This window comes from Kribbella sp. NBC_01505 (assembly GCF_045040285.1).
Lineage (GTDB): Bacteria > Actinomycetota > Actinomycetes > Propionibacteriales > Kribbellaceae > Kribbella.
The window spans coordinates 8,071,643-8,087,786 of sequence record NZ_CP109425.1 but is presented as its reverse complement, the minus strand read 5'-3'; the positions used below and the strand labels follow the sequence as shown (position 1 = coordinate 8,087,786).

Annotated in this window: 15 protein-coding genes; 8 read left to right on the top strand and 7 right to left on the bottom strand. The window is 67.5% G+C overall.

Annotation, left to right across the window (positions count from 1 at the left end; translation table 11 throughout):
- The gene (locus OG474_RS38015) at nt 1-789 is read left to right on the top strand and encodes an alpha/beta fold hydrolase (protein ID WP_405058484.1); all 789 of its coding nucleotides are present in this window, start codon (nt 1-3) and stop codon (nt 787-789) included.
- Nucleotides 790-792: 3 nt separating this feature from the next.
- Here OG474_RS38015 and OG474_RS38010 read toward each other — a convergent pair whose 3' ends face one another.
- Nucleotides 793-2,646: a DUF2207 domain-containing protein gene (locus OG474_RS38010; protein ID WP_405058483.1), complete on the bottom strand. Its 1,854-nt coding sequence runs from the start codon at nt 2,644-2,646 to the stop codon at nt 793-795.
- Between the two features lie 6 nt (nt 2,647-2,652).
- Nucleotides 2,653-4,545 (bottom strand): DUF2207 domain-containing protein, encoded by a 1,893-nt coding sequence (locus OG474_RS38005; protein WP_405058482.1) that lies wholly within the window; start codon nt 4,543-4,545, stop codon nt 2,653-2,655.
- A gap of 104 nt (nt 4,546-4,649) precedes the next feature.
- Here OG474_RS38005 and OG474_RS38000 point away from each other — a divergent pair, with 104 nt between their 5' ends.
- On the top strand, nt 4,650-6,746 hold the full coding sequence (locus OG474_RS38000; protein ID WP_405058481.1) for an elongation factor G-like protein EF-G2: 2,097 nt from the start codon (nt 4,650-4,652) through the stop codon (nt 6,744-6,746).
- A 5-nt stretch (nt 6,747-6,751) separates the two neighbouring features.
- Here OG474_RS38000 and OG474_RS37995 read toward each other — a convergent pair whose 3' ends face one another.
- Genes OG474_RS37995 through OG474_RS37980 form a run of 4 tightly spaced genes read right to left on the bottom strand, consistent with a single transcriptional unit; the run spans nt 6,752 to nt 9,778 of the window.
- Nucleotides 6,752-8,011, bottom strand: coding sequence for a tetratricopeptide repeat protein (locus tag OG474_RS37995; protein WP_405058480.1), 1,260 nt, complete (start codon nt 8,009-8,011; stop codon nt 6,752-6,754).
- Nucleotides 8,008-8,883 carry a tetratricopeptide repeat protein gene (locus tag OG474_RS37990; protein ID WP_405058479.1) on the bottom strand — a complete coding sequence of 292 codons (876 nt, stop codon included), beginning with the start codon at nt 8,881-8,883 and terminating at the stop codon, nt 8,008-8,010. The genes OG474_RS37995 and OG474_RS37990 overlap by 4 nt, the downstream gene beginning before the upstream one ends.
- On the bottom strand, nt 8,880-9,335 hold the full coding sequence (locus tag OG474_RS37985) for a hypothetical protein (protein WP_405058478.1): 456 nt from the start codon (nt 9,333-9,335) through the stop codon (nt 8,880-8,882). Before OG474_RS37985 ends, OG474_RS37990 begins: the two co-directional genes overlap by 4 nt.
- Nucleotides 9,332-9,778 (bottom strand): hypothetical protein, encoded by a 447-nt coding sequence (locus tag OG474_RS37980; RefSeq protein WP_405058477.1) that lies wholly within the window; start codon nt 9,776-9,778, stop codon nt 9,332-9,334. Before OG474_RS37980 ends, OG474_RS37985 begins: the two co-directional genes overlap by 4 nt.
- A gap of 74 nt (nt 9,779-9,852) precedes the next feature.
- Here OG474_RS37980 and OG474_RS37975 point away from each other — a divergent pair, with 74 nt between their 5' ends.
- Together OG474_RS37975 and OG474_RS37970 are read left to right on the top strand one after the other, a co-directional pair.
- The gene (locus OG474_RS37975) at nt 9,853-10,260 is read left to right on the top strand and encodes an HIT family protein (RefSeq protein WP_405058476.1); all 408 of its coding nucleotides are present in this window, start codon (nt 9,853-9,855) and stop codon (nt 10,258-10,260) included.
- A gap of 31 nt (nt 10,261-10,291) precedes the next feature.
- Nucleotides 10,292-11,515 (top strand): MFS transporter, encoded by a 1,224-nt coding sequence (locus tag OG474_RS37970; protein WP_405058475.1) that lies wholly within the window; start codon nt 10,292-10,294, stop codon nt 11,513-11,515.
- Here the strand turns inward: OG474_RS37970 and OG474_RS37965 are convergent.
- Nucleotides 11,507-11,704 (bottom strand): hypothetical protein, encoded by a 198-nt coding sequence (locus OG474_RS37965; RefSeq protein WP_405064691.1) that lies wholly within the window; start codon nt 11,702-11,704, stop codon nt 11,507-11,509. The genes OG474_RS37970 and OG474_RS37965 overlap by 9 nt on opposite strands.
- Between OG474_RS37965 and OG474_RS37960 the strand changes: the two genes are divergently transcribed.
- The 4 genes from OG474_RS37960 (at nt 11,616) to OG474_RS37945 (ending at nt 16,133) form a co-directional block, all read left to right on the top strand.
- Nucleotides 11,616-12,002, top strand: coding sequence for an RNA polymerase sigma factor (locus tag OG474_RS37960; protein WP_405064657.1), 387 nt, complete (start codon nt 11,616-11,618; stop codon nt 12,000-12,002). The genes OG474_RS37965 and OG474_RS37960 overlap by 89 nt on opposite strands.
- A 480-nt stretch (nt 12,003-12,482) precedes the next feature.
- Nucleotides 12,483-12,851, top strand: coding sequence for a peptidase inhibitor family I36 protein (locus tag OG474_RS37955; protein WP_405058474.1), 369 nt, complete (start codon nt 12,483-12,485; stop codon nt 12,849-12,851).
- Nucleotides 12,852-12,903: 52 nt separating this feature from the next.
- Nucleotides 12,904-13,593, top strand: a complete 690-nt coding sequence (locus OG474_RS37950) for an ABC transporter ATP-binding protein (protein ID WP_405058473.1) — start codon at nt 12,904-12,906, stop codon at nt 13,591-13,593.
- Nucleotides 13,590-16,133, top strand: a complete 2,544-nt coding sequence (locus tag OG474_RS37945; RefSeq protein ID WP_405058472.1) for a hypothetical protein — start codon at nt 13,590-13,592, stop codon at nt 16,131-16,133. Before OG474_RS37950 ends, OG474_RS37945 begins: the two co-directional genes overlap by 4 nt.
- Nucleotides 16,134-16,144: the final 11 nt, after the last annotated feature.

Here is a 16,144-nt window from a genome sequence, read left to right as displayed (position 1 = left end):
ATGACGCTGCACTACGTCACGCACGGCCAAGGCACCCCGGTGCTCGCGCTGCACGGCTGGACTCCCGACCACCGGTTGATGACCGGCTGCCTGGAGCCGTTGTTCGCCGACCTGCCCGGCTACCGCCGGCTCTACCCGGACCTGCCCGGGATGGGACAGAGCCCGGCCGTCGGCATCAACAGCTCCGACGGGATCCTCGCCGCGGTTCAGACCTTCATCGACGATCAACTCGGCGACCAGCCGTTCCTGCTGATCGGTGAGTCGTACGGCGGCTACCTCGCCCGCGCGATCGCCCGCGCCCGGCCCCAGCAGGTGACCGGTCTGGCAATGATCTGCCCGATCGGGACGATCGTCGACAACGCGGATCGTCATGTCCCGGAACACGTCGTGCTGCGTTCCGAACCCGGTGTGCGCGAGTCGCTCGGCCCGGACGAGGACTTCACCGAGCTCGCCGTGGTGGAGACCGCGTCCGTACTGGAGGCCTACCGCCGGGACGTCGCGCCTGGGCTGATGCTCGCCGACATCACGGCGCTCGAGCGGATCCTGAAGAAGCGCGAGCTGTCCGTCGACCCCGAGGCCGGACCGCCGTACGAACGTCCGACGTTGCTGATTTGTGGACGGCAGGACGCGGTGGTCGGGTTCGAGGATCAGTACGCGCTGCTCCCCCACTACCCGCGGGCGACGTTCGCCGTACTGGATGTGGCCGGGCACAACCTGCAGATCGAGCAGCCCGAGCTGTTCGGCGGGCTCGTTCGTGAGTGGCTGCGCCGGGTCGCCGAGGAGTCCTGACCGCTACCAGGACCCGCCGCCGCCACCCCCACCGCCACCACCCGACGAACTGCTGCTGGAGAAGCCCGAGGACGATCCGCCCCCGTCGCCGCTGCTCGTCGACGGGCTCGGCGGATCGCTGAACGTGCTGGTCACGGTGTTGGTGACCAGGTTCGCCGACCAGCCCGAGTCGTAGTACGCCGGGCCGACGTACCAGACCGGGTCCGGGATGAGGCGGCCGGCGTCGACGAGCTGCTTGCAGACCTGCTGCCAGCGGTCGGCAAGGCCGAAGATGATGGCCCAGGGCAAGTACTTGCTGAAGATGTCCTCGCCCTCCTCGAACCGCAGCTGGTCCGCCTCGGCGGTCGCCAGGTACTTCCGGAAGCCGATCACCTGATCGGTGACCGCGCGGCCGGCGGCAGAACGTTGGCCTCTGCGGCGTTTGCGGATCAGCGTGATGCCGAGGCTGAGGAGCGCGATCGCCGGTACGCCGACGGCCAGAACCGGACCGGTCCACGACGGCAGCCCGTGCTTCACCAGCGCGATGATCAGGATGACCAAGCCGATGATCGCGCAGAAGGCCGTGACCAGCCAGGCGCCGACTGCAGGTCCGCCCAGCTTCGAAGGGGCCGGCATCCGCGTGTACCAGCCGCGCTCGGTGACCTGCGTGCGGATGAGGTCGACGGTCCCGTTCGCGGCGTACGCGAGCGAACTGTCACCGGCATCGCGCCGCTCCAGGCGACTCTCCTTGCCCGGCTTCAGCGACGGGAACAACCCCTTCAGCAGACGCTGTTCGTGCGGGGTGGTGGCGATGCCGGGATCGACCAGGACGGCTTTGCGCTTCTTGCCGCTGTTGTCGATCCGCAGCGCGCCACGCACGGCCAGGTCGATCAGAGTCGCGGCGATCTCGGTCGAGTCGGACTTCGCGTCGAGCAGCAGGCCGCCTTCGGCGACCGGGATCCGCGGTGGCGAGAACGCGACCGGGATCTGGTCTTCGGTCAGCGTGTCTTTCACCTGCTGGCCGGTCTCGCCTGAGGGTGGCAGCGTGCCTGGCGGCAGCCCGGCGTACCGGAGATCGCGACCGCCACGCAAGAGATAGAGCTTGCGAGTGACGAAGGCCGCGATCGTGATGAGCGCGGCCACGATGACCGCCGGCACGCTGAGGCCGTTGCGGTCCAGGAAGCCCGGTGCGTCGACCACGATCGGACTGTCGTTCGTGACTGCGCCCGCGCGAATACCGGCCACGACCGTCACCTGGTCACCGCGTCCGATGCCGGTCTCGGCGTACACGGCCTTGCCTGCGGTGATCCGCGCGGTCTCACACGGCTGCGTCGATCCGGTGGGCCCAGTGAGGCACCGCACCTGCTGCACACCTTGCGGGACCGTCGCGGTGATGGCGACCTGATTCAGTACGGCGTCCCAGCGGGATCCGGTCGCGTCCCAGTACAGCTCGCTGTGGTCGGCGAAGTGCCGCAGCGCGCCGCGGACCTCATAGCTGATCCGGTACGTCGCGTCCTGCGTGGTGAGCGTCTTCCCGGACGAGCCGATCTTGATCCGCAGCACCTCGTCGCGCTCACCGTTCGACGTCGTCGTCGAGGTGGTGAACTTCTCCGACACCTGAATGTTCGAGACGTCGTACCGCTGGTCCTTGTCCGGGCCAAAGGGCTCGCGGATCACCAGGTCGCGGTAGATCCCGTGCCGGCCGGTGTCGGCGAAGTGGTAGGCGATCGTCTCCTGCACCTGCAGGACGCCGTCGGGCCGGACCGTGTAGTCGATCGCGAACCGCGTGACCCAGTCACCGGGTACGGCCGCGGCGGGTGCCGCGAAGCCGACCACGGACAGGAGTGTGCAGGCGAGAATCCCGAGTGCTCGACGCATGGTCGCCTACCAGGAACCGCCGCCGCCACCACCGCCACCACCACCTGACGAACCACCGCTGAACCCGGACGAGCTACCGCCGCCACCACCGCTGCTGGAGGGCGTGGGCGGCGGCTGGAACGTCTGCGCGACGGTCGAGCTCACCGCACCGGCCGTCCAACCCGAGCTGTAGTACGACGGACCGACGTACCAGTAGGGATCCGGCGTCAGGCGGCCGGCGTCGACGAGCTTCTGGCACACCTTCTGCCACCGGTCGGCCAGGTCGAAGGCGATCGCCCAGGGCAGGTACTTGCTGAAGATGTCCTCGCCCTCCTCGAAGCGGAGCTGGTCCGCCTCGGCGGTCGCGAGGTACTTGCGGAAGCCGATCACCTGGTCGGTGACAGCGCGCCCGGCCGGCGTGCGCTGGCCGCGGCCGCGGATCCGTGCCCAGGTGGCGACCGCGATGATCACGGCCACAACCGGTACGGCGATCACCACCGCGCGACCGAATCCACCGGTCGATGCGGCGGTCGCCGTACCGATGATGCCGCCGCCGACGATCCAGATCGCGATCATCGCCATACAGGCGCAGCCGGTGCCCGACTTGAAGACCGAGCCGCCGCGGGTGCCGATCTTGGACGGCAGCCGGGTGTACCACTCGCGTGCGGCGACCTGATCGCGCAGCGCGTTCAGCATCGCCACGGCCGTCGTCGCCATCGAGTTGTCGCCGACCGGACGCCGTTCGAGCGTGACCGAAGCACCAGGCACCAGGCCGGGGAACATGCCCTGCAGCAGCGCCTGCTCGTGCGGTGCGGTCGCCACGCTCGGGTCGAGGAGGACGGCGTGGCGTTCTTCGCCGCCGTTCTCGATCCGGACGCCGCCGCGAACAGCCATGTCGATGAGCGTCGCGGCGACCTCGGTGGTGTTCGCCTTGGCGTCGATCAGCAGACCGGCCTCGGCGACCGGGATCCGCGGCGGCGCGAAGGCGACCGGGATCTGGTCGTCGTCCAGGTCGTTCTTCTCCGGTACGGCGGCGATGCCGTCCGGCGGGAAGGTCCCCGGCGGCATCCCGGCGAACCGCTGGTCCTTGTTGCCGGTGGCCGCGTAGATCCCGGCGACGATCAGCGCTAACAGACTCACCAGGCCGGAGCCGATCAGAGCCGGGATGTTCACGCCGTTGCGCTGCAGCCAGTTCGGCGGGTCGACCACGATCGGGGCGTCGTTCTGCACGACTCCGGCCTTGATCCCGGCCACGATGGTCAGTTGCTGGCCTTGTGCGAGGTCGGCGGCCGTGAAGACGCCCTTCCCGGCGACGACCGACTTGCCCGCGCAGTTGTTCGTGGATCCCTGCCGGCCGGTGAAGCACTCCACCTGCTGCACGCCTTGCGGGACCGTGACGTTGGCGGTGACCTGCTTGATCGGCGCTTCCCAGGCCGAGCCGGTTGCGTCCCAGTACAGCTCGCTGTGGTCGGCGAAGTGCCGGAGCGCACCGCGCACGTCGTACGTGATCACGTACGTCGCCTCGACGCCGGGCACAGTCTCGTCCTCGTCGCCGATCTTGATCCGGAGGATCTGATCGCGGTCGCCGTGCAGCTTCTCGGTCTCGGTGTCGAACGTGGCCGGGGCGTTCGTCGGGCTACTGACCTTGATGTTCGAGACGTCGTACTTCTGGTCCTTCGACCGATCGGTGACGTAGGGCTCGCGGACGATCAGATCGCGGTAGATCCCGTGCCGGCCGGTGCTGCCGAAGTGGTAGGCGATCGTCTCCTGCACCTGCAGCACGCCGTCGGGCCGGACCGTGTGGTTGATGGTGAAGGCCCGCACCTGATCCCCGGACGCCGCCGACGCGGGCAGCGCGAAGCCGGCCATCGCGAGCGTGGTGACCAGCAGACTGATGACGACCCCGAGTGCCCTACGCATGCCCGCGACACTATCGACCACCGGGGTCCGCGCGTGGGAGGCCGCCCGATGGGCTTGTGCAAAGGAGCCTGAAGGGGAATTGTGGATGACCCCAGGAGGTCGTCATGGCAGACAAGACGCATCCTAATAAATCCAATACCGCTCCGGGTGCCGGAGCCGCGCCCTCTGTGGACAGCCCGGCCGCCCTTCGCAACGTGGTGCTCGTCGGACCGTCAGGGTCCGGCAAGACCACGCTCGTCGAGGCCTTGCTGGTGGCCTCCGGTGTCCTGACCAGACCCGGCACCGTCCTGGACGGAACGACGGTCTGCGACTTCGACGACGCCGAGGCCCGCCAGCAGCGGTCGGTCGGGCTCGCGCTGGCCTCGCTGCCGTACAACGGCGTCAAGGTGAACCTCATCGACACCCCCGGGTACGCCGATTTCGTCGGCGAACTGCGGGCCGGGCTCCGCGCGGCCGACTGCGCACTGTTCGTGATCGCGGCCAACGAAGGCGTCGACGAGCCGACCCGGACGGTCTGGCAGGAGTGCGCCCAGGTCGGGATGCCGCGGGCCGTGGTGATCACCAAACTCGACCACGCCCGGGCGAACTTCGCCAACGCGCTGGCCGCGGCCCAGGAGGCGTTCGGCGACAAGGTGCTGCCGCTCTACCTGCCGACCGACGACGGCCTGGTCGGATTGCTGTCGACCCCGGACCCGTCGTACGAGGAAGTGCGTGCCACGCTGATCGAGGGGATCATCGAGGAGTCCGAGGACGAGTCGCTGATGGAGCGGTATCTCGAGGGCGAGGAGATCGATCAGAAGGTGCTGATCGACGATCTCGAACGTGCGGTCGCCCGCGGGTCGTTCTTCCCGGTCCTGCCGGTCTGCAGTGGTTCCGGGGTCGGCACGCACGAGTTGCTCGAGGTCGCGACCAGCGGATTCCCGTCGCCGCCCGAGCACCGGCTGCCCGAGGTGTTCACGCCGCACGGCGTCCCGCGCAAGGGCCTGGCCTGCGATCCGAGCGGTCCGCTGCTCGCCGAGGTGGTGAAGACGACCTCGGACCCGTACGTCGGCAGGGTCAGCCTGGTGCGGGTGTTCTCCGGCACCATCAGGCCCGACACGACGGTTCACGTGTCGGGCCATTTCACGTCCTTCTTCGGGGACGGCAGCTCGCATCAGGACCACGACGAGGACGAGCGGATCGGCACGCTGTCGTTCCCGCAGGGCAAACAGCAGCGCCCGGCAGGGACGGTGATCGCAGGCGACCTGTGTGCGATCGGGCGGCTGACGCGGGCCGAGACCGGTGACACGCTGTCCGACAAGGCCGACCCGCTGCTGCTGAAGCCGTGGACGATGCCAGAGCCGTTGCTGCCGATCGCGATCCAGGCGCACGCGAAGACCGACGAGGACAAGCTGGGTGCCGGTCTGCAGCGGCTGGCCGCCGAGGATCCGACCCTGCGGATCGAGCAGAACCCCGAGACGCATCAGATCGTGCTGTGGTGCATGGGCGAGGCGCACTCGGACGTCGTACTGGATGCCCTCTCCAACCGGTACGGCGTGACTGTGAACACCGTGGAGTTGCGGGTACCGCTGCGCGAGACGTTCGGCGGCAAGGCCAAGGGGCACGGGCGGCATGTGAAGCAGTCGGGCGGCCATGGCCAGTACGCCGTGTGTCACATCGAGGTGGAACCACTGCCGGGCGGGTCCGAGTTCGAGTTCGTGGACAAGGTCGTGGGCGGCGCCGTACCGCGGCAGTTCATCCCAAGCGTCGAGAAGGGCGTGCGCGCGCAGATGGAGAAGGGCTGCGCGGCCGGGTTCCCGATGGTCAACATCCGGGTCACGCTGCTGGACGGGAAGGCGCACAGCGTCGACTCGTCGGACATGGCGTTCCAGATGGCCGGCGGGCTCGCGTTGCGGGAGGCCGCGGCGGCCACGAAGGTCGACCTGCTAGAGCCGGTCGACCTGGTGTCGGTGCTGGTGCCGGACGAGCTGGTCGGCTCGGTGATGAGCGACCTGTCCGGGCGGCGCGGGCGACTGCTCGGGACCGACAAGGTCGGCGACGACCGGACGCTGGTGAAGGCCGAGGTGCCGCAGGTGGAGATCACCCGCTACACCATCGACCTCCGCTCCCTGTCCCACGGCGCGGCCAGCTTCAGCCGCCAGTTCGCCCGCTACGAACCCATGCCCGACTCCGCCGCCTCCAAGGTGCTGCGTCTGAATTGAGGGGCCTAGCTTTTGGTGTCGCGGTTGAGGCGGCGGCGGACGTCGCGGGACTTCAGGTACGCCGCGACGTCGTCGTACCGCTCGCTCTGGTTCGCGAACTCGATGTAGGAACGGACTCGGTGCAGCCAGTCCAGCGTGGACGGCTTCACCGCGTTGAGTACGTCGGTGAGGTGGTGCATGGCCAGTGGCGGTTCGCCGCCGTTCGCCAGGGCCTCGTCGATGACACGGTCCACGCCGCGCTCGATCAGCGCGCGCAGGTCGGCACCGCTGAACATCGGCGTCTGACCGGCGATCGCCTTCAGGTCGAGTCCGTTGGCCGGCACGTCCTTGACCAGCACGGACAGGATGTCGGCGCGGGCGGGCTCGTCCGGCGGCGGGACGAAGATCACCCGGTCGAAGCGGCCGGGCCGAAGCATGGCCTCGTCCACGTCCCAGGGCGCATTGGTTGCCGCTAGCACCAAGAGGCCGTCGTTCTCGGAGCCGATCGCGTCCAGCTCCTGGAGCAGGACGTCGACCAGGCGCCGCGCCTCGGAACCGCCGTGCTTGTGCCGAGCGAAGGCGAGCGCGTCCAGCTCGTCGAGGAACAACACACACGGTGCATTCGCACGGGCGCGCTCGAAGGCGGCGTGCAGGTTGCGTTCGGAGACACCGAGGTAGGGGTCCATCACGTCCTCGATGCGGACGTTGATGAACGGCAGGCCACACTCCCCCGCGGTCGCCCGGGCCAGCAGCGTCTTGCCGCATCCGGGCGGGCCGTAGAGCAGCACACCGCCGCCGGACTTACGGCCGTACTTCTCGTAGAGCTCGGGGCGGCTGAGCGGCAGGATGACCATCCGGTGGATGACCCGCTTGATCTCCTCCATGCCGCCGACCTGGTCGAAGGTCGTCGTCTCCTTGAGGGTGTCGGCCGCGAACGGCGTCTCCTCCGCCTCCGGACCGACCTTGATCTTCACGCCGCTGCGCTCGGAGATCATCGTGTCGACGAGCTGCTGCAACCGCCCGGTCCCCTCGACCACGCCCTTCTGCCGCGCCGACTCCAGCAGGCTCCGGAGCAGCGCGAGCCGCCCGTTGGTCGCGGCCAGCTCACCCACCGGCACGAACTGGTCCTCGGGCAGACCGTCCTTGTCGAGCAGAACGACGTACTGATCGAGGGCCTCTTCGACATGCTCGGCCGAAGCCAGCGACTCGGCCAGAACCAGCCGCAGCAGCACGTCGTCCGGATTCGCGTCGACCGCCTTCCGCAACGCGTCGATACGCTCCTTCACGATCCCCACTTTCGGTTGAGCCAGCGGCGGAGCAGGGACGGCACCACCCAGGAGTAGACACAGAACGCCAGCCAGATCATGGCGAAGGCGAAGGACAGCGGCGCGAGGCCGGCCAGGCGCAGGCCGTAGATGATCGCGACCGCGCCGATCCAGACGATCAGCGGGTTGAACCGCGCGAACGGTCGCAGCGGCAGCATCAACGGATGGTTGATCAGCTTGGCCTCGCGGGCGGCCGCGCGCAGATCCTGGTCGGCCGGCTGGGAAGCGGCGGCCGAGGCGAGCGAGTTGTACCCCGAACGTGCGTCACCGGTCAGCATCGACGCCGTACCGTGCAGTGCTCGGGCGTGCGGATCCTCGGGATCGTGCGCCAACGCTTCGGTGCTGTGGTGGCGCATGTCCCGGTCCTTGCCGAGCGCGAAGGCGACCTCGGCCCGCGCCGACGAGACGACCGCACTCTCCGGCGCCTGCGACGCGGCGCGCTCGACCAGTGCGCTCGCCTTCTCGGCCTGACCGGCCGACAGGCAGACCCGGGCATAGCCGATCAGCAGGTCGGGATTGTTCGGATCCAGGCTCAGACCCTGCAGGTACACCGCCTCCGCCTCGGGCAGCCGCCCTTCGGACCGCAACGCCGACCCGAGCACCTGCAACAGCGGCAGGAACGGCCCATGCAACGCCAGGCCGTCCTTCAGTACGTCGATCGCCTCCGCGTGCCGGTCGAGTTGGTGCAGCGCGGCCCCGCGGAACAGGTACGCGCGGAAGTCGACAGCCGCGTCACCCCACAAACCCTGGAGCTCGTCCAGGGTCCGCTCAGGGTGACCGATCTGCAGCCAGTGACCAGCCATCTGCAGGCGGGCCTCGGTCGGCTCATTCACAGCGTCACCACCAAGGCGAGAAGGAGTGCTTCAAGGATTGCGCACACGACAACCAGGATCGGTCCGAGCACCCACATCGAGTGGTAGTCGGCCCCGCGCAGCTGGAACGCGCGGTCCATCGGCCGCTGCCAGCGCATCTGCACAAGGATGCACAGCACCGCCACCAGGCGTATGACGATCTGCACAGTCTGCGTCTGCTCGCTGTCACCCTCGTCGTTCAGACGTGCGTAGATCACCATGACGGCGACCAACCCGAGCACGCCGGTGCCCACGATCAGCCAGCGCTTGCCGCGGTCGACGCCGAGCCGTCCGCTGTTCAGCCAGGCGATGATGGTCGCGGCGATCACTCCGCCGAAGAAGGCGACGTACGCCTGCGAGTTCAGTCGCCACGGCCGCACTTTCGGATCCACACGCTCGCCGATCGTCGGCCGCAGCAGGTCGTCATGGCTCATGTGCTGGCCACCACTGCGATGGCCAGCTCGGTGAACACGCCGATCGCCACCATCGCCAGATTCCCGGCCCCGAACGGAACGACGTACTCGCGACCGCTCAGCTGGAACAGCCGATCACTGCGGCGCTGGATCCGGTACTGCACGTAGTAACAGAGCGCCGCGACAACCCGCATCGGCAGCAGCGCCTGCCACCACTCCCCACCGCCCGGCAGCAGCAGACCCGCCGCGAAGAACTCGGCCACCACGGCGGCCAGCCCGACCACCACGATCAGCCCGCGCTTGGCGTCGGGGACCGCCAGCCGCCCACTGTTGACGAACGCCAGCCAGGTGATCGGCAGGACACCACCCAGCACCGCGATGTACGCGAATCGCAGCGGCGACCACGGCGCCTCGGACGGGTCCACCTCCGTCCCCGCGCTCGGGCGCAGTACCTCGTCCGGCATCGGACTCCTCAACATCGTGGGTGATGCGGTCATTCTGACATCACAAGGATCAGGCCACTCGATACTGTGGCCCGATGAGCGAGAACTGCCTCTTCTGCGGGATCGTGGCCGGCACGATCCCCTCCACCCACGTCGGCGAGAACGACCGAGCGATCGCCTTCATGGACATCGCCCCGGCCACGCCCGGTCACCTCCTGGTGATCCCGCGTGCCCACTCCACCGACCTGCGCGAGACCGCCCCCGAAGACCTGACCGCGGTCACCCTCCTGGCCCAGTCCCTGATCAGCCGCGTCATCGAGCGCCTCGACGGAGCCACCGGAGCCAACCTCCTGAGCTGCATCGGCCCCGACGCCTGGCAGACCGTCTTCCACACCCACCTGCACGTCATCCCCCGCTACCCGAACGACCCCCTCGTCCTCCCCTGGCAACCCCACGCCGGCGACCTGGACGACATCAAGGCCGTCGGCACGAAGCTGGTGTAACGCTTTCGCCCCCTCGTGACACTGAGGGGGCATGACGCTCACCGCAGTACCTGCCGAACAGAACGTCGTACCGGCGCGCCTGCGGCGACGGTTGCTGCCGCTCTGGGCGGCGACCTTCCTGCAGGCGGTCGGCTTCTGGGTGCCGGTGGAGAAGCTGTTCATGGCCGAGATCGGGTTCGACGCGGCGACCGTCGGCGTCATGGCAGCCGCGTACGCCGCTCTGGTCCCGGTCGCCGAGGTGATCTCGGGGGTGCTGGCCGACCGGTGGTCGCGGCGCGGCGTACTGATGGTGGCCGGGGTGGCACTGCTGACGAGCGTGGCGGTGGGGGCCCTGAGCCACAACGTCGTCACCTACATCGTGGCGGCACTCATCCTTGGCATCTACTTCGCGATGTACTCCGGAACCGTCGAGGCGATCGTGTACGACGTCGTCCTGGAGGAGACCGGGGACAGCGCGGCGTACGAACGGCAGATCGGCCGGGTCCGACTGATCGAGAGCATCGCCTTGGTCAGCAGCGCGCTCATCGGCGGCTGGATCGCCTCCGCGCTGACCCCGCGCGCGACGTACCTGCTGACGCTGCCGTTCGCAGCCCTCTACCTGATCGTGCTCACCCGCTTCCGCGAGCCGACCCTGCACCGCACCGAAGTCCGCACCACTCTGCGCAGCCACCTGACGGTCACCTATCGCGCCATCACCGACGGCGGCCGGCTCATCCCGATCGCTGCCGCCACCTTGATGGGGGCGATGATCCTGCAGGCGATGTTCGAGTTCGGCCCGCTCTGGCTGGTCGAGCTCAAGGCGTCCGCGGTCTATTACGGCCCGTTCTGGGCGCTGCTCGTCGGCACCCTCGGAATCGGCGGCCTGCTGGCACACCGCCTCCGGCTCGACCGGCTGGTCGCGGTAGTCCTGGTCGTGGTCACCATGGTGGCCGCCTGCCTGGTGATGACCACGAGCCACAACCTGACGCTGCTCACCGCTGCCATGGTGGCTCTCGCCTTCCTCCTGGTTGTCATCGGCATCCACCTCAGCCAGCTCCTCCACGACGCCGTACCGTCCTCGATCCGCACCGGAGTCGCCTCCGGAGTCAGCGCACTCTCCTGGGTGGTCTTCACACCGTTCGCCCTCGTGTTCGGTGCACTCACCAAGCGGGTCGGCGTCTACACCTCCGGCTGGATGATCACTGGCGCAGTCGCGGTGGCCGGACTCGCACTGATCTGGGTACAGCGGAATGCACACCGCACCGCACTACGATGAGCCGATGGCAGCGCTGCCCGCCGACGACGTACTCATAGCGCGGTTGCGTGCCGGCGACGAGGACATGGTCGCCGTACTGCTGGACCGCTGGTCGGGCGGGATGCTGAGGGTGGCGCGCTCGTTCGTGTCGACCGAGGAGTCCGCGGCCGAGGTGGTGCAGGAGACCTGGCTCGCGGTGATCGAGGGCATCGACGGCTTCGAGGGCCGGTCGGCACTGCGGATGCCCAACTGGAAGAGCCGGATTTTTCGGCAACCCCGACCGCGATCTTGGCTCGGCACTCGCGGTCGAGGTATGCGTTTTGCAGCGCAAGGATGTTCCCGCGGAGCTCGAAGCTTGCGTTGCTTCGGTCGATCCGAATGCCGTACGAGCCCAAGCATTCGTTGGCGCATACTTCTTCGTCCGACAGGACGTCTCCAGCCAACTCCGAGGCGTACGGATCGACATTCGCTTGGCCAGAACTCGCCACGTCACTCCCCGAACTCATAAACACGATGACCACGACCAGCAAAGTCAGTGCAACAGAGACGCGCCGCAACGGGTTCAGAATCCCTTGTATGCCCAGAGCACGGTCACGACTTCCGGATCGCAGACAACGGCTGTGATGGCCATCGAGGAGATCCCATGGCACACAGGCCGTTCCGGCCATTGGGTCCTGAATGGTTTTGTCGTACAGATAAAGGTAGGGGTTGTTCCGCCTGTTCCAGGTCGACGAAGCGTCGTCGTTGTGAATTGGGACGGTGGTTCATCGCTGCAAGGCTTGCCCTGACTGCGAGACCTCGTCAAGGGCTCGGTTGTTGCCAGAAGCTGCAAAAGGGCGGGCTGCTGCACACCCATCGCGACGAGCGCGACAGGCGACTGTCAACTACGAGTGCACGGACCTGTACAACCCGTTGACACGGTCTCGGCACCGCCGTACGGTCGCTACCTCCATCTTGGTAAGGATTTTCCTGGGGAGGGATCTGTTCGATGAGGGTGTTTCCGATTGCTGCGGCCAGTCTGATCGCGCTGACTGGCTTGACAATGGCGAGTCATGCGACGGCCAGTCTTGATGAGTGCGACAACAACAACATGTGCATGTGGGACAACAACAATTTCGGTCGCCTGATCGGCGAGCGTGGGCACGGCAGTTCAACGATCACCAATCTGGGTCCTTCTGGTGACAACAAGATGGATTCGTGGGCGAACCGTTCGGCGGTGTACGGCGGCTGCATGTACACCAATGCCAACGGAGGCGGCGACAAGCAGACGATGAACGCGACCAGCAGCGACGACAACGTTTCGCCGTTGAACTCCGACGAGGTGTCGTCGTGGCGCACCCGGTACGGCTGCGGCTGACACGCCGCGACCAGACACCGGTGCGCCGGACGCCTTCTGCGACAGTGAACGTATGAGCCAAGCGGTATCAGTTGAACTGGACGAGGTCAGTCGGTCGTTCCGGACGCCGGCCGAAGTGGTGTGGGCGGTTCGCGGTCTGAACCTGCGCGCGTCGGCCGGCGAGTTCGTGTGCATCTACGGCCCCAGCGGGTCAGGGAAGTCCACGCTGGTGCGGTTGATCACTGGTCTTGACCGCCCGGATTCAGGGGAGATTACGGTCGCCGGCCGTTCCCTGGTGGGCCTTGACGAGGCCGGTCGTGGCGAGCTTCGGCTCACCACGATCGGTGTCGCCTTCCAGAATGACGCGCTGCTCGAAGAGTTCTCGGCCGCGGAAAACGTTGCCCTGCCGCTCGAAGCCCGTGGGATGGCGACCGACGACGCTTTGGCAGAAGCCGGCGAACTGCTGGATCGGGTCGGCCTGGAGCGCCTGGCGGATCGGCGGCCTGCCCAGCTCAGCGGCGGTCAGCGGCAACGCGTGGGCATCGCGCGCGCATTGGCGGGCGACCGCGAGATCCTGGTGGCCGACGAGCCGACTGGTGCGCTGGATCGTAAAGCCTCCACAGACATTTTTCAGTTGATGCGAAACCTGTGCGACCAAGGCGCTCTTGTGATCGTCTGTTCACACGACCCGCTCTGCCTGGAGTATGCGACCACAGCCTACGAGATGAACGACGGGCGGCTTCGGTGCACGACCAAGCGATGAAAGGCCATGGAGACGGTCGGAGTAGCAGTCAGAGCGACTGGGCGACTGCCCGCAAGCTCAGCCGCCGCTTGCTGCGCAACCGCCGGGTGAAATTGTCGGCACTGACACTGTTCGTGGCCTCCATCGCGACGATGGCGATGTACGTCGTCTTGGATGCGCAGACGCTGACCGGGCCAGAAACCGCCGACCGCGACCTCGGGCGATTCGATGCCTACGCCGGTTTCGCAGCCGCCTTTCCTGCTGGCAGCCCGGTCGGTCAACAGCTCGAATCCCGCGTTGCAGCCACTACCTCTGCTGCCTCCGCGATCGCGCTTACCGCCGTCGATGTCTCCATTCCGGCGTTGTCGTCCAAGCCAGTCACCTACTTCGAGATGCGATGGGACACCAACCCCTTCCCACGCCGATTCCGGCTGCTGACCGGACGCTGGCCCACCAGTCCCGGAGAAGTCGCCGTCGTCAATCCGGCCCCTGAGTCAGCGACTGGCCCAGGCACAACGTTGCGCGGTTACGGCGAACGGCTGAGTCTTCAGGTTGTCGGCACGGTCGATGACGTGTTCGCCCGCGATCCGTCACTGCTCGGCGGCTGGGGTTCCTGGCAGCGGCTCGACCCCCGGCTCGGGACCAGCGACAACCCCTTAAGTATCCAGCCGGTCGCCTACTGGAACGGTCAGAACGCCGACGCCGTACTAGCAGGCATCGTGGACATATACCACGCCAACCATCCCTTAGAGCCTAGCGACGACCTGCCGCAACTAGTCGCCGACTCCTACCGGACGCGCGCCCAGGTGGAATCCAACAGTGGCCAGTCCTGGCTGCTGAAATCACCCGCCGGCTACCTTGTCCCCTCGATCCTGCTACCACTGTTCGGCACCTTGCTCGCCTTCGCGCTGTGCCTTCGCCTGCTCGCCGGCCGGGCCGCGGTAATGATCTCGATCGGGGTGCGCCGATCGGTGGCCGTGCGGGCCGGGTCGCTCGCGGTCACGGTCGGATGCGTCATCGCCGCAACCAGCGGCGCTGTCATCGGCACACTCGGAGGTTTCGCGGCCGCGTGGGTCATGGCACGCAAACTGAGCGACCCCGACCCAGGGATCCCGCACGTATGGAGCGCAGCCACCAGCCTGTTCATCGTCACCGCCATCGGATGCTTCCTCGGAGCTGCACTGCTGCGCCGGCAACTGACACAGCAGCTCGAAACCCCACCAGCAGGCGAGCACATCGCTCACGCCGCGGGACAGCGGCAGGACCGGACGTGGCCCCAGTCAATGCGCCGACTCGCCGCCGTCGCGGCCGGGTGCGGTGTGATCGTGCAGGTCGGCCGACTGGACAGCGGCACCGGGGCGATGTTCATCGCCGCGACCATCGCAGCCGGACTCGTACTTCTTGCACCCGACATCGTTCCGCGCGCCCTGCAACTCGTCCCGGCCCGCAAGCTACGCACCCGGCTGAGTCTTCGGCAATTGCTCGCAGACACCCACCGTGTGGTCGCCGCCGTGACCATTTTGAGCGTCCTCATCGGCACCGCGATCGGCTTCATCACCCTGCTCGACACGATGGTGCGCACCGCATCCGACCAGACCCATCCCGACGTGCTACCCGGACAAATCGAACTGGCCGAACCCGGCTCTGACGTCCTACCTGCCCCACCCGCAACACAAGACGCCCTCGCCTCCGTCGCAGCGATCCAGCAGCAAACCCCCGTGACGATGCGCTTTCTGCTCGCCCTCGACGGCGACCAAGCCGTTGTCCGCGCTGCGGGATTCAACGGAGCCATCCTCGCCGTCGACTCCGCAGACGACCTCACCCGCCTCCTCGGAAGAACCCTGCCTGACACCGCCACGCAGACCTTGCAGACCGGCGGAATAACTATCTGGGAACAAGCAGAACCGGCGCGGGACCGAGTGGACCTCCGCATTCAGGGCAACGCCAAGCCAGCTCGCCTGGCAACCTCCCTGCCCGCCGCCCACCTCGACGTCGCACCCACTACCTGGAACACCCGGATCGCCGGCGCCGTACTCACCGCGACAGCACAACGACTCCAACTACCAGTCACTGCCGGCGCGAAGATGTACACCGGCCTGTCAGCCGCGCAAGCAGAACAAGTGCGTTCCGCGCTCGCTGACGCCTCCATCGACCCCCGCGTCGCCCGCATCTTCGAGACCCCGCCCGCCCCGATCCCGCCGCTCGCGCTCACCGCAACCGCGATAGGCCTGTTCGTCATAGCCCTTGGTGTAGCCTCAACGGTCGCCGCGAGTCAGACCACCGCGCTACGCGGATACCTGGCACACCTCATTGCGCTCGGCATCCCCGTCAAATGGACCCGCCGGATACTGCTCGGCCAGCAAGCAATCCTCTTGAGCTGCGCGACAGCCATCGGCCTGACTATCGCGACGCCACCAGTGCTGTTAGCCGCCGCCATCATTCCGGACTGGTCGCTCGGCATCCCCTGGACACAACTCGCCATCGCCCTGACAGCCATCTACGCTGCCTGCTTAACAGCAGCCCTCACCAGCGGCAGAAAACTCCGAGCCAACCAACCCTGAGGCGCCGGCAT

Bases quoted from the DNA above. Each gene is read 5' to 3' on its own strand.
- OG474_RS37980 (WP_405058477.1), bottom strand. From the start codon at position 9,778: ATGCCGGACGAGGTACTGCGCCCGAGCGCGGGGACGGAGGTGGACCCG.
- OG474_RS37975 (WP_405058476.1), top strand. From the start codon at position 9,853: ATGAGCGAGAACTGCCTCTTCTGCGGGATCGTGGCCGGCACGATCCCC.
- OG474_RS37985 (WP_405058478.1), bottom strand. From the start codon at position 9,335: ATGAGCCATGACGACCTGCTGCGGCCGACGATCGGCGAGCGTGTGGAT.
- OG474_RS38010 (WP_405058483.1), bottom strand. From the start codon at position 2,646: ATGCGTCGAGCACTCGGGATTCTCGCCTGCACACTCCTGTCCGTGGTC.
- OG474_RS38015 (WP_405058484.1), top strand. From the start codon at position 1: ATGACGCTGCACTACGTCACGCACGGCCAAGGCACCCCGGTGCTCGCG.
- OG474_RS37965 (WP_405064691.1), bottom strand. From the start codon at position 11,704: ATGCCCTCGATCACCGCGAGCCAGGTCTCCTGCACCACCTCGGCCGCG.
- OG474_RS37950 (WP_405058473.1), top strand. From the start codon at position 12,904: ATGAGCCAAGCGGTATCAGTTGAACTGGACGAGGTCAGTCGGTCGTTC.
- OG474_RS37955 (WP_405058474.1), top strand. From the start codon at position 12,483: ATGAGGGTGTTTCCGATTGCTGCGGCCAGTCTGATCGCGCTGACTGGC.
- OG474_RS37960 (WP_405064657.1), top strand. From the start codon at position 11,616: ATGCTGAGGGTGGCGCGCTCGTTCGTGTCGACCGAGGAGTCCGCGGCC.
- OG474_RS37970 (WP_405058475.1), top strand. From the start codon at position 10,292: ATGACGCTCACCGCAGTACCTGCCGAACAGAACGTCGTACCGGCGCGC.
- OG474_RS37945 (WP_405058472.1), top strand. From the start codon at position 13,590: ATGAAAGGCCATGGAGACGGTCGGAGTAGCAGTCAGAGCGACTGGGCG.
- OG474_RS38005 (WP_405058482.1), bottom strand. From the start codon at position 4,545: ATGCGTAGGGCACTCGGGGTCGTCATCAGTCTGCTGGTCACCACGCTC.
- OG474_RS38000 (WP_405058481.1), top strand. From the start codon at position 4,650: ATGGCAGACAAGACGCATCCTAATAAATCCAATACCGCTCCGGGTGCC.